General features: G+C 69.4%; 12 protein-coding genes and 1 CRISPR repeat array. Of the genes, 8 read left to right on the top strand and 4 right to left on the bottom strand.

Translation table 11 applies throughout. The features are described from left to right. Nucleotides 1-177, bottom strand: a 177-nt coding sequence (locus tag ABZ717_RS23835; RefSeq protein WP_358514173.1) for a helix-turn-helix transcriptional regulator, incomplete at its 3' end; no start/stop codon positions are given. A 318-nt stretch (nt 178-495) separates the two neighbouring features. On the opposite strand from ABZ717_RS23835, the gene ABZ717_RS23830 reads away from it, so the two are divergent. Next, entirely contained in the window at nt 496-945 is a 450-nt protein-coding gene (locus tag ABZ717_RS23830; RefSeq protein WP_358514171.1) for a hypothetical protein, read from the top strand. A 622-nt stretch (nt 946-1,567) separates the two neighbouring features. After that, nucleotides 1,568-2,207: direct repeats of the CRISPR family, unit length 29 nt; unit sequence CTGCTCCCCGCGCACGCGGGGATGGACCC. Nucleotides 2,208-2,388: 181 nt separating this feature from the next. Next, nucleotides 2,389-3,405, top strand: coding sequence for an STM4015 family protein (locus ABZ717_RS23825; protein WP_358514169.1), 1,017 nt, complete (start codon nt 2,389-2,391; stop codon nt 3,403-3,405). A gap of 42 nt (nt 3,406-3,447) precedes the next feature. On the opposite strand, the gene ABZ717_RS23820 is transcribed toward ABZ717_RS23825, so the two are convergent. Together ABZ717_RS23820 and purB are read right to left on the bottom strand one after the other, a co-directional pair. Further along, on the bottom strand, nt 3,448-3,594 hold the full coding sequence (locus ABZ717_RS23820; RefSeq protein WP_358514167.1) for a hypothetical protein: 147 nt from the start codon (nt 3,592-3,594) through the stop codon (nt 3,448-3,450). A gap of 175 nt (nt 3,595-3,769) precedes the next feature. Further along, nucleotides 3,770-5,200, bottom strand: coding sequence for an adenylosuccinate lyase (gene purB, locus ABZ717_RS23815; protein ID WP_358514165.1), 1,431 nt, complete (start codon nt 5,198-5,200; stop codon nt 3,770-3,772). A 133-nt stretch (nt 5,201-5,333) separates the two neighbouring features. On the opposite strand from purB, the gene ABZ717_RS23810 reads away from it, so the two are divergent. From ABZ717_RS23810 to ABZ717_RS23795, 4 genes are all read left to right on the top strand, one after another. Further along, nucleotides 5,334-6,701, top strand: coding sequence for a sensor domain-containing protein (locus ABZ717_RS23810; RefSeq protein ID WP_358514163.1), 1,368 nt, complete (start codon nt 5,334-5,336; stop codon nt 6,699-6,701). Next, a complete protein-coding gene (locus ABZ717_RS23805) occupies nt 6,668-7,357 on the top strand; it encodes a response regulator transcription factor (protein WP_358514161.1) in 690 nt (229 codons plus the stop codon). Before ABZ717_RS23810 ends, ABZ717_RS23805 begins: the two co-directional genes overlap by 34 nt. Before the next feature lie 198 nt (nt 7,358-7,555). Further along, nucleotides 7,556-8,518, top strand: coding sequence for an oxygenase MpaB family protein (locus ABZ717_RS23800; RefSeq protein WP_358514159.1), 963 nt, complete (start codon nt 7,556-7,558; stop codon nt 8,516-8,518). Nucleotides 8,519-8,553: 35 nt separating this feature from the next. Beyond that, entirely contained in the window at nt 8,554-8,781 is a 228-nt protein-coding gene (locus ABZ717_RS23795) for a DUF3099 domain-containing protein (RefSeq protein ID WP_358514157.1), read from the top strand. Nucleotides 8,782-8,919: 138 nt separating this feature from the next. Here the strand turns inward: ABZ717_RS23795 and ABZ717_RS23790 are convergent, their stop codons facing one another. Continuing rightward, nucleotides 8,920-10,026: an alanine--glyoxylate aminotransferase family protein gene (locus tag ABZ717_RS23790; RefSeq protein ID WP_358514155.1), complete on the bottom strand. Its 1,107-nt coding sequence runs from the start codon at nt 10,024-10,026 to the stop codon at nt 8,920-8,922. 167 nt (nt 10,027-10,193) lie between these two features. Here ABZ717_RS23790 and ABZ717_RS23785 point away from each other — a divergent pair, with 167 nt between their 5' ends. Further along, a complete protein-coding gene (locus tag ABZ717_RS23785) occupies nt 10,194-10,730 on the top strand; it encodes a GNAT family N-acetyltransferase (RefSeq protein ID WP_358514153.1) in 537 nt (178 codons plus the stop codon). A gap of 160 nt (nt 10,731-10,890) precedes the next feature. Beyond that, nucleotides 10,891-12,384 (top strand): aminopeptidase P family protein, encoded by a 1,494-nt coding sequence (locus ABZ717_RS23780; protein ID WP_358514151.1) that lies wholly within the window; start codon nt 10,891-10,893, stop codon nt 12,382-12,384. Nucleotides 12,385-12,438 lie beyond the last annotated feature (54 nt).

Genomic DNA, 12,438 nt, shown 5'->3' with positions numbered 1-12,438 from the left:
ATCGATCCGCTCTACTTGATCCCTCCGTGTCCCTTTTCTCCCTCCTTCAAGCTCGCTGACGGTGCTTTGCGCGATTACGGCAGCCTTCGCCAGCTCCTGCTGTGTCAGCCCTGACCGAGATCGGGTTTTCTTGAGTAGCCTGCCGAAGCGTTCCCGGGCTGGGTCGACGGATCCCACAACTCACCACCAGTATCGCTCGTCTATCAGTTTAAATCGCTAGCCATATGAATATGAACGTTCTCTGCGATGAATATAGACCATGCTCAGGGCCGGTGGAAGGGTCATTCGTAAGCGCCCTCATGCTTCAGCTCTGGATGCGGAAAGTGTCCTGAGTTGGCTCGTTCAGAGGTGCGCAAGAGAAGAGCCCCGTGGCCGAAGTGGAAGGCGGCCCCGGGGCTGTGAACCCACCCCGAACCACCCGAGGTGAGACGAATGCAGGATATTCACCCTGACTCGGCCACGCCAGAGCAGCCTTACCCGCACAAACTGCACTTTGTGGACCCGAACAGGCGCGGAGTTCTCCTGGGCAACACTTGCCCCTCCGTGCCCCTGGCCAACTGGTGTCGCACCGTACTGCCCGGTCACGCACGTCCGTTGATCCAGGTCGCCCGTGCCCTGGTCGACAACGCCCACCGTCACTCGCGCTCTGGTCTGTCCGGTGGCACCGTCCGACTCGTGATGGACCAGACCCGCCCGCTGTTGCCGCACCTGTACGTCACCGACGAAGGTCCCCGCCGTAGCCCCAGCATCACTTACCCGCGTTTGGAGCCTGACGCGGTGCACAGCGGACTTGCTCTGGTCGAACGGAACTGCGTGTACTGGGATTTTTCCTGGACCTGGGACGGGCATCGGATCCGGGCCCTCACCATGCAGGTCGTCTTCGACCTCACCGACTCCGCCCGACACTCCATGCTCACTCGCGTCGAGGCGCGAAGGAATCACTGAGCATGCCTGTCACGAGGTACTCGTTCCGGAACGAGTCGGCCTGAATTGAACGGGCCTGGAACAGCGTCGCCGCGCTCTTCCAGGCCCACAAAATCCCGAGCTCCACTCTGCACATGAGGAAGCAGGATTCCATGACGCACCCTATCCCCGCGCCCCGACGTCCGGTGGACTTTGGGCCGAACAAGTCCCGCTTCGTTTCCCCGGGGCCGGTGTGCGCTGACTGTGCGCATCGCATCTGCCGTGCCGGTCGAGCGCAGAAGCTCCCCCGACTGGGCGGGCACCGTTCCGATTTCGCTCGCGAACATCACCAGGCCGCGCAACTCCAGGCCTGCCATCCGCGCCTGCTGATCTACTTCGGAGAAGCAACCCAATCATTCTGGGGCGTGTCTCCGAGTGAGATGGTCGAAGCTCGGTCTTTCGATGAACTGCTCGTCCATTTGTGGGACCGGGCCCAGCTGATTCGCCCTCGCTGTTAAACGGGTTCTGTGCTCTGGTACGGGGTTGCTTCGTCTGGCGTAGGGTCATGCTTAGACGTGGATCTGAGAAGGTGCCCGATTTGTCTGTTTCTCAACTAGTTGCAGATTTGAGCACTCGCCCCGGATGAACCCGCAGGTCAACGAGACTGCTCCCCGCGCACGCGGGGATGGACCCCGGGACGTCGGTCAGGGCGTGGGGGACGGTGACTGCTCCCCGCGCACGCGGGGATGGACCCTCCATCATCATCGAACCCCTCATGTGAGGACACTGCTCCCCGCGCACGCGGGGATGGACCCTCGGGAGCGGCCAGAAGGTCGAGCACGGTGTCCTGCTCCCCGCGCACGCGGGGATGGACCCGACGACTACGCCCGCCGATGGCAGGCCAAGTGCTGCTCCCCGCGCACGCGGGGATGGACCCCGCACCCGGTCGGAATCGGGCCACAGGGTGCGCTGCTCCCCGCGCACGCGGGGATGGACCCGCGCGTATGACCCTGTCGGTGGACACCACCAACTGCTCCCCGCGCACGCGGGGATGGACCCGGGCCGTCCGGCCTCGGAGGCCAGGGTGTGGTCTGCTCCCCGCGCACGCGGGGATGGACCCCACCTCCACGACTGCGAGTGTCAAGGAGTGCCCTGCTCCCCGCGCACGCGGGGATGGACCCCAAGCGGTTGCAGTGGAAGACCTGGCGGTGAACTGCTCCCCGCGCACGCGGGGATGGACCCAACCAAAGCACTGCGCCTGGATATGCGCGACGTCTGCTCCCCGCGCATGCGGGGGTTGGGTCCGTACCCGCTCCGGGCAAACCAACGGACCTGACGCCAAGAGGTTCCGATGCCTTCGTGGTGTCCGGTCCCGGGGGAAGCATCACCTGAACGTCGGTGCTCGAATCGTGCGTTTTCCGGGTTTGGTCACCTCACGGTGCTAAACATGGCTCACACCTTGAACATCTGCACCAGGAGTGGCCCATGTTCTTCGAACACCTCACCGAGTTCGGTGGCCTGCCGGTATTCGACTACGCGTCTCCGGAAGAGCTGTCGGCTTCGACCCCCCGGTACGAACGTGACCACGTGGACACCGGCGCGCAGAACGCGGCCCTTCGTACCCCCGAGGCCTACGCGTGGCGGTTCCAGGTCGAGTCCTTCGAACCCGAGGAGGAGTTCGCCGACCACTTCGGTTCCTTCGTGACCGCGGCGGACACCACCGCGGTGAAGGCCATCGTGATCGGAGCCGCGGGCGATTCCGAGTTGGACGAACCCGGCGCCCCCGCCCGTGACGCGCTCCTGGAGCACGCGGACCGGTTCCCCGGGCTCAGGGCACTGTTCATCGGCGACCTCATCTCCGAGGAGGCCGAACTCTCCTGGATCCATCAGCCGGACCTGGCCCCGGTCCTGGCCGCCTACCCGAACCTGACCGAGTTCGCCGTGCGCGGCACCGGCGACCCCTACCTCAACCCGGGCAGCCATCTGGGGTTGGACATCGGACGCCACGACGCGCTGCGCACCCTCACCGTGCAGACCGGTGGCCTGCCCGCGCGCGTCGCCCGCGGCATCGACGGCTCCGACCTGCCCGAGCTGGAGCACCTGGAACTGTGGCTGGGGGTCGGACAATATCGGGGCGACACCTACCCGCGAGACCTGGCCCGCACCCTGTCGGGCGAGGCGTTCCCGCGCCTGCTCCACCTGGGGCTTCGCAACGCCGAGGACACCGACCTGTGGGTGCGCGCCCTGGCGGAGGCTCCCGTGGTGGGCCGGTTGCGTTCCCTGGACCTGTCGATGGGCACGCTCACCGACGAAGGCGCCGAAGTGCTGATCGGCGCCCCGATCTTCCGTGATCTGGCCCGGTTGGACCTGAGCCACCACTACATGTCCGAGGACATGGAGCAGCGGGTCCGCGAGGTCTTCGTGGAGGCCGACGTCGACCTGAGCGCGCAGGACCGGCAGGTCGAGGAGGGCGATTGGCGTTTCCCGTCCGCCACCGAATGAGACGGGGTTCGGACCGAGCGCGGACGTGCCACTTCTGGAGGCTCAGTCGCCGGTGGAACCCTTGGCGGCGCGGTCCTCACGGCGACGCAGCGCCATGTCGGACAGGGCGGCGAGCCCGAAGGCGATGATCATGGCGGCGAGCACGCCCAGAACCAGGACGGCGGTACCGAAGGAGGTCGGGTCGATCATGGGGGTCTCCTAGCGAGGGGTGGTCCGACACCCTCAACCGTAATAGGTGTTAACTTTCAAACCCACTGTTAGCGCGAGTGAAAAGCGCCATATCCCGAAGACACGAACGCCCGATCCCACGAAAGAGGGGCCCGAGGCACAAGGCCTCGGACCCCCTCTCGACATCGAGCGGCGACTACAGGATCGACCCCGGCGCGTACGCGGTGGCCTCGGGGTGCTCGGCCAATACGGCGTCCACTCGCGCCACCACGTCGGCGACCTGGTCGGCGGCGGCGCCGGTGAACGTGATCCGGTCGGCCAGCAGGGTGTCCAGGGCGGCCCGGTCCAACGGGAAGCGTTCGTCCTCGGCCAGCCGGTCCAGCAGCCGGTTGCCCACACCCTCCTGACGCATCGCCAACGCGGAACCCACCGCGTGCTCCTTGATGAGCTCGTGGGCGCTCTCGCGCCCCACACCGGCGCGCACCGCCGCCATCAGCATCTTGGTGGTGGCCAGGAACGGCAGGTAGCGGTCCAGCTCCGCGGAGATCACCGCGGGGAAGGCGCCGAACTCGTCCAGCACCGTCAGCATGGTCTCCACCAGCCCGTCGAAGGCGAAGAACGCGTCCGGCAGCGCCACCCGGCGCACCACCGAGCACGACACGTCGCCCTCGTTCCACTGGTCGCCGGCCAGCTCACCGGTCATGGACGCGTACCCGCGCAGGATCACGGTCAGCCCGTTGACCCGCTCGCACGAACGCGTGTTCATCTTGTGCGGCATCGCCGACGAGCCGACCTGGCCCTCGGCGAAGCCCTCGGTGACCAGCTCGTGTCCGGCCATCAAACGGATGGTCTTGGCCAGCGAGGAGGGTCCGGCGGCCAACTGCACCAGCGCGGTCAGCACCTCGAAGTCCAAGGAGCGCGGGTACACCTGGCCCACGCTGGTGAACCGCCGCTCGAACCCCAGGTGGGCGGCCACCTCGTTCTCCAGGGAGGTCAGCGCCTCGCGGTCGCCGCCGAGCAGGTCCAACATGTCCTGGGCGGTCCCGACCGGGCCCTTGATCCCGCGCAGCGGGTAGCGGGCGATGAGCTCCTCCAACCGCCCGTACGCCACCAACACCTCGTCGGTGATCGAGGCGAATCGCTTGCCGAGCGTGGTCGCCTGCGCGGCCACGTTGTGCGAACGGCCGGCCATGACGGTCTCGCCGTACTCCGCGGACAGGCGGCCCAGCCGGGCCAGCAGTGCCACGACGCGGTCGCGCGCCAGTAGCAGGCTGTCGCGTACCTGCAACTGCTCGACGTTCTCGGTCAGGTCGCGCGAGGTCATGCCCTTGTGCACGTGCTCGTGGCCGGCGAGGGCGTTGAACTCCTCGATCCGGGCCTTGACGTCGTGCCGGGTGACACGCTCGCGCTCGGCGATGGAGGCCAGGTCGACCTGTTCCAGGACCTTCTCGTAGTCCTCGACCACACCGACGGGCACGTCCACGCCCAAACGCGCCTGGGCACGCAGTACGGCCAGCCACAGTCGCCGTTCGGCGACCACCTTGTACTCGGGGGACCACAGCCGGGTCAGTTCCGCCGAAGCGTAACGGGCGGCCAGGACATCGGGGATGACGGGTTTCGCGCTCACGTCGGCCCACCCTACCGGCCTGAACTGCGATGCCGTCGGCCGGGCCGGACCTCGACGGTAGGGCCGGCCCTACCGCGAACCGATGGGTTCGGCGGATGTTCCCGCGCCCACACCGCGCCCTAGCGTTGACACCATGAGCTCCCGAAGCGTCCCCGACGCCCGAACCGCCACCCTGCCACGGGCCCTGGCCGGCCCGCGCTACCTGATCAGCGGCTGGATCTGGCGTGTCGTGGCCTACACCCTGACCACCCTCCTGGTCGGCGGGGCACTCGCGATGGTCTCGCTCCCGCTGTACACGCCGGTGATCGTGGGCCTGGCCGTGATCAGCGAGGGGGAGACCTTCGCCTCGGTCGCGCTCCTGCTCATCGCTTTGTTGATGGTGCTGTGCTTCGGCCCGCTCATCGCCATCCCGCTCGGAGCGCTGGAACGGCGCCGGCTCCGGCTCGTCCTGCCGGGCCCGGCGGGCAGCGGACACCGCGATCCGCCCGCCGGACTGTGGGGATGGGTCCGCACCCGCTACTCCGAGGCCGCGACCTGGCGCGAGGTGGCCTACGCGGTGGTGATGCTCGTCCTGTTCGTCGTCACCCTGTCACTGGTCGGGTTCCTGCTGGCCATCATGCTCGGCCTCGCGGCGAGTCCACTCATCCTCACCGCCCCGGAGGAAGCGCCGCTGAGCATGGGCCCGTTCCAGCTCTACACCAGCCAGGAGGCCCTGCCCTTCGCCCTGGCCTCACCCCTGCTGGCGGTCGCGTTGTTGTACGGCTGCGGCCTGCTGTCCTACGGGCACGGGGTCGTCGCCCGGTCCCTGCTGGTCGGTCCGCCCAAGGAGGAGCTCTACGCCGAACTCGGCCAGGTCACCGAGTCCCGGGCCCGCCTGGTCAACGCCTTCGAGTACGAACGCCGCCGCATCGAACGCGACCTGCACGACGGCGCCCAACAGCGACTCGTGGCGCTCAGCATGGACCTGGGCATGGCCCGGGTCGACCTCGACGAGGACTCACCCGCCGATCGGCGGGTGGTGGCAGCCCAGGTCAAGGCCGACGAACTCATCGACGAGATCCGCGAACTCGTGCGCGGCATCCACCCGCGCGTGCTCACCGACCGCGGCCTGCCCTCCGCCCTGGCCGAACTCGCCGACCACTGTCCGGTTCCGGTCACCGTCAACGCCGATCTGCCACGACGCCAACCCCCGCACGTGGAGGGCACCGCCTACTTCGTGGTGGCCGAGGCCCTCACCAACGCCTACAAGCACACCGAGGCCAACGCCGTCACCGTCCACGCCGATCTGCGAGAAGGGCCCCGCGGCGACGTGCTCACGGTGGAGATCACCGACTACGGCCCCGGCGGCGCCGACCCCTCGCGCGGCAGCGGCCTGACCGGTATGGCGGACCGGGTCGCCGTAATGGGCGGCACAATGGACCTGTCCAGCCCCGTGGGAGGGCCGACCAGGATTCGAGTGGAGCTGCCTTGCACGACCGACCAGCCGCAGACCCAGAGGTGACCCGGGTACCGACAGTGCTCGCCGAGGACGGTGTGCTGTTGCGCGAGGGCCTGGTCGGGGTGCTCGAACGCTTCGGCTTCCCCGTGGTGGCCGCCGTCGGTGACGGTGAGGAACTGATCGCGGCCGTGGACGAACACCGCCCCGGGCTGGTCGTCACCGACATCCGCATGCCGCCGGACTTCACCGACGAGGGCCTGCGCGCCGCCGTGCGACTGCGTCGCACCCACCCCGGCCTGGCCGTGGTGGCGCTCAGCCAGTACGTGGAGCTGAGCTACGCCACCGAACTGCTGGACTCCGGGGACGGGGAAGGCGTCGGCTACCTGCTCAAGCAGCGGGTGGGCGACGTTCGCGAGTTCGCGTCGGTGCTGCGCAACGTGGTCGAGGGGGCCACCTTCGTCGACCCCGAGGTGGTGCGCCAACTGCTGCGCCGTAGCGCCGACCCGTTGCAGCGCCTCACCGCCCGCGAACGCGAGGTGCTCGAACACATGGCCGAGGGGCACTCCAACGGGGCGATCGCGCGCAAGCTCGTGGTCAGCGACGCCGCCGTGGGCAAGCACGTGGGCAACATCCTGGCCAAGCTGGACCTGCCGCCCGACGACGGTGTGCACCGTCGGGTCCAAGCGGTTCTGGCGTTCCTGCGCGCCCAGGTCGGCTGAGGCCGCGGACCGGGCAGGCCGGAGGACCACCGCCTCCGGTGCCCGGTTCCCACCTGGTTCGGGTGTAGGTGATGAAACGGGGGGAAAGTCCCTGGAAGGGTGGGTCGGACGGGTCGACGTTTCGAGACGACGGCCTCGCGGCACAGCCCGACCCCGGCGCGAACCCCTTCCCCTTGCGCACATCCCGAGGAGAGCCGGATGCAACCGACGGTCGCCGCCCCCGAGAGCGTCACCTGGCGCGTACACCTGGACCGCTCGATGTGGGTGGCCGGAGTACGAGCCCTGATGCTCCAGGCGCTGCACCCGATCGCCATGCAGGGGGTGTGGCAGCGCTCCGACTTCCGGAGCGACCCCACCGGCCGCCTGCTGCGCACCGCCCACTTCATCGCGGTCACCACCTACGGCAGCCACACCGAGGCCGAGACCCTGGGCGAACACATTCGTCGGGTGCACCGCGCCCTGAGCTTCACCGACCCCGCCACCGGGCGCCTGCACCGGGTCGACCAGCACGACCTGCTGGTGTGGGTGCACTGCGCCGAGGTCACGTCCTACCTGGAGACCACCGTGCGCGCCGGGCTCGAACTGAGCCCCGCCGACATGGACCGCTACCTGGACGAACAGTCGCTCACCGCCGGCTACGTGGGACTGTCCCGCGACGACGTGCCGCGCAACGTCGCCGACATGCGCCGCTACCTGGCGGCCGTGCGCCCCGAACTCAAGGTCACCGAAGAGGCCCGCCAGGCGGTCCGTTTCCTGCTGTGGCCCAAGGTCCCCGAACGACTGGCCTGGCTGGCCCCGCTCAAACCACTGTGGCTGCCGGTGGGCGCCCTGTCCTACACGACCCTGCCCGCCTGGGCCCGCCACGCCTACGGGATGATCCCCCAGGTCCCGGGTGCCGACACCACCGCCACCGCGGCGCTGCGCCTGATGCGCTCCGGTCTCAACCGGGTGCCGGAGAACCTCTACAACAAGGTCTTCGACGAGGCCACCGTGCTCAGCGCCGAGGAGGCCGAACAGCGGCTACTGGACGCCGGATACCGGATGGAGAACGGTTCCGGTGCGTTGCGTTCGCTGACCCGGTTCAGCCCGCCGCGGCCGGCCCTGGCCACCGCGCGTCGCGTGGGCGCCGAGGCCCCGGAGGCCGCCGACCTGAGCGGATAACCTACAGGTCAGGACCCGATCGACGACGCTCGGGGGTGAGGGGAATCAAACGCAGGAAGCTGTGGTACGTGCTCCTCATGGGCACGTGCCTGGTGCTGTTCGCCGCGTCCGCGCCCGTCTACCACTTCTTCGGGACCGGGTGGGCGGTGGCCATGTGCGTGGTGGCCTCGGTGTTGCCACCGATCGCCATGACGGTGGGCAACATCGCCGACCCGGACGACCCGCGCGACCACGACAACCGCTATGGGCCCAACGCCGAATGAGGCCGGGGCCGCCCACGCCGGGGAAGGACGTCGAGGTCCACGATCGACCAAGGGCCCCGGGACCTCCCTGTTCCCATGCGGGCTCTTCGCCAACGCGGCGAGGTGCCGTGCCGAACGTCACGACGGGTGGACCTTGGCCTACACGCCCTGACGGCCCAGGACGCGGCGCAGCGCCGCCAGCACCAGCTCGGCCCGGTTCAGGCGGGCGTTGTGGCCCATCAGCCCGATCCGCCACACCGTCGACGCGTAGGGACCCACACCCGCGCCGATCTCCAGGTCGTACTCGCGCAGCAGCCGCTCACGGACCTTGCCCGAATCCACACCCTCGGGCACCCGTACCGACGTCAACTGTGCCAGTCGGTGCCCCTCGGCGGCGAACAGCTCCAGACCCATCTCCTGCAGGCCCTCGCGCAGGTGCGCCCCGGCCGCCGCGTGACGGGCGGCCACCGCCTCCATGCCCTCCTCCTCGATGCGGGTCAGCGCCGCGTCCAGGGAGGCCACCATCGCGGTGGGGGCGGTGTGGTGGTAGGCGCGACCGCTCGGGCCACCGCGCACGTACGCGCCGAGCAGTCCCAGGTCCAGGTACCAGACCGGCGGGGAGGGGACCCGCTGCTCCCAGGCGCGTTCGGAGAAGGTGAAGGGAGCCAGCCCCGGCGCCACGCCCAGACACTTCTGGGTGCCGGAGTAGGCGATGTCGACCTTCCACTCGTCCAGGTCCATGGGCATGCCGCCCAGGGAGGTGACGCAGTCGGCCAGCAGCAGGGTGTCGTCGGAGCGCTCGCGCAGGGCCCGGCCCAGGGCGCCGATGTCGCTGACCACACCGGTGGAGGTCTCGGCGTGCACCGCCGCGACCAGGGCGGGCGCGGGGTGGGCGTCCAGTACCCGCTGGGTGTCGACGGGTCGTCCCCACTCGTGGTCCACCCGGATCACGTGCGCGCCGTAGCGCGAGGCGACCTCGCACATGCGTTCACCGAACAGCCCGTTGACGGCGACGACCACCTGGTCGCCGGGGCGCACGGTGTTGGCGAAGGCCGCCTCCATTCCCAGGGAACCGGTGCCCGAGAGCGGCAGTGTGAGCGGATTCTCGGTGCCCCACAGGGAACGCAGCCGTCCAGAGGCGCGTTCCAACATGGCGAGGAACTCCGGGTCGAGGTGACCGAGGAGCGGGGCGGCCAGGCCCAGGGTCGCCTCGGGGTAGGGGTTGCTCGGCCCCGGTCCCAGCAGGATGCGTTCGGTGACTGACATGGGCACACACTAACCAGAGCCGTATGAGAACGGGGCAAGCGGGGGCTCATCTGTGTCTCATGCGACATTCGTGTCGTAGGTGTCGGGCCGTAGTATTCCGGCGGACGAAAAGACGTCCACACCGACTCCGGAGGCGGGTGGGCGTGAACGTGGGAGAGGGGAGCGGCATGACCGAGACGGCACGGGCCGAGAGCACCCGGCTCGAACCCGGGCGGGTGCGGATGCTGAGGGTGGAACACGACGATCCCCGCGTCCAGGGGCTGCTCGACGGCCTGCTGGGCGAGTACACCGAACGCTACGGAGCAGAGGGGGCCGCCGCCGAACTGGGCCGATACCCCGTCACCGAGTTCGTCGCGCCCCTGGGTCGTATGGTCCTGGCCGAACTGGACGGTGAGATCGTCGCCGGTGGCGCGCTGCGTCCCTACCGTCCGGAACGCGACGGTGCGCCGAGCACGGTCGAGTTCAAACGGATCTGGACCTCGGCGGCGCACCGCCGCAAGGGCCTGGGTCGGCTCATCATGACCGCGCTGGAGGACGCCGCCCGCGACCTCGGCTACCACTCCGTGATCCTCTTCACCGGGCCCTCCCAGCCCGAGGCCGTGGCCCTCTACGAACGGATCGGCTACAGGTGGGTGGACCCGACCACCATCGAGGACCTGCCCTACCCCAAGGCCGTCCCCTTCGCCCACGACCTTCGTCCCTGACCGCGGGCGTTTTCGACCGGCACGTTATGGGCAGCGCTATGTCCCGGGGTCGGGCGCGGTTCCGCCCGGCCCCCTACGATGGACGACAAGGCCGTCACCAACGGCAGGTCACAGAGCTTTTTACGCCCTTCCGGCGAACTCGACGAGGAGAGTGCACGACGTGAGCGAGCAGCAGCGCCCCCAGGCCGAGACGGACGCCCCCGTGTTCAGTCCACGTAAGAACGGCCAGGCGCAGTCGGTCTCCGACGAGCTCGCCGGGTGGATGCGCACCGGTTGGGCCGACACCGAGATGCGCGACCTGGAGCCGATCGAGCAGGCCGAGCACACCGCCCGCCGTCGCGCGACGATCGGCGCCGCCTTCCCCGGCGACCGTCTGGTCATCCCCTCCGGCCAGTACCTGACCCGCTCCAACGACACCGAATACCCCTTCCGCGCCGCCACGAACTACGCCTACCTGACCGGTGACACCACCGACGGCAACTGCCTGGTGCTCACCCCGAAGGCCGACGGCGGCCACGACGTGGTGCTCTACCTCAAGCCGCGCTCCAACCGCGACAACGGCGAGTTCTGGCTCGGTGGCTACGGCGAGCTGTGGACCGGTCGCCGCAACAGCCTGGAGGAGGCCGCCGCCCTGCTGGGCGTGGCCACCGCCGACGTGCGCACCCTGCCCGCCGCCCTGCGCGCCGACGCCACCGTCACCACGCGCGTCGTGCGCGGCCACGACGCCGAGATCGACGCCGTCGTGGACGAGCTGCGCGCCGACACCGACGAGGAGTCGCGCGCCAAGTCCGTCAAGCTCGACGAGGACCTGGGCGTCGCCTTGGCCGACCACCGTCTGGTCAAGGACGAGTGGGAGATCGCCCAGCTGCAGCTGGCCGTGGACGCCACCACGCGCGGCTTCGGTGACGTGGCCAAGGCGCTGCCGCAGGCCAAGGACACCTCCGAGCGTTACGTCGAGGGCACCTTCTTCCTGCGCGCCCGCGTGGAGGGCAACGACGTCGGCTACGGCACCATCGCCGCCTCCGGCGCCAACGCCACCACCCTGCACTGGACCCGCAACGACGGGCCCGTGCGCGAGGGCGACCTGCTGCTGCTCGACGCCGGCGTGGAGACCACCACCCTCTACACCGCCGACGTCACCCGCACCATGCCGGTCTCGGGCACCTTCACCGACCTGCAGCGCAAGGTCTACGACCTGGTGTACGCGGCCCAGGAGGCCGGTATCGCCGCCGTCGCCCCGGGCAAGCCCTTCACCGCCTTCCACGGGGCCTCCCAGCGCGTGCTCGCCGAGGGTCTGGTCGAGTGGGGCCTGCTGGAGGGCCCGGTCGAGCGCGTCCTGGAACTGGGTCTGCAGCGTCGCTACACCCTGCACGGCACCGGTCACATGCTCGGCTTGGACGTGCACGACTGCGCGGTCTCCCGCCAGGAGGCGCACCTGTACGGCGACCTGAAGCCGGGCATGGTGCTCACCGTCGAGCCGGGCCTGTACTTCCAGCCCGACGACCTGACCGTCCCCGAGGAGCTGCGCGGTATCGGCGTGCGCATCGAGGACGACGTCCTGGTCACCGAGGACGGCCGCACCGTGATGTCGGCCGGTCTGCCGCGTTCCTCGGCCGACGTCGAGGCCTGGCTGGCCGAGCGTCTTCCGCGCTGAGCGGTGTTCTCCCGGGGCCCGCGCTCGGCTTCGGCCCGTTCGGGCGCCGAAGCA

The organism is Nocardiopsis sp. NPDC006832, assembly GCF_040635885.1.
Classification (GTDB): Bacteria; Actinomycetota; Actinomycetes; order Streptosporangiales; family Streptosporangiaceae; genus Nocardiopsis.
This window is presented reverse-complemented; position numbering and strand designations above follow the sequence as displayed.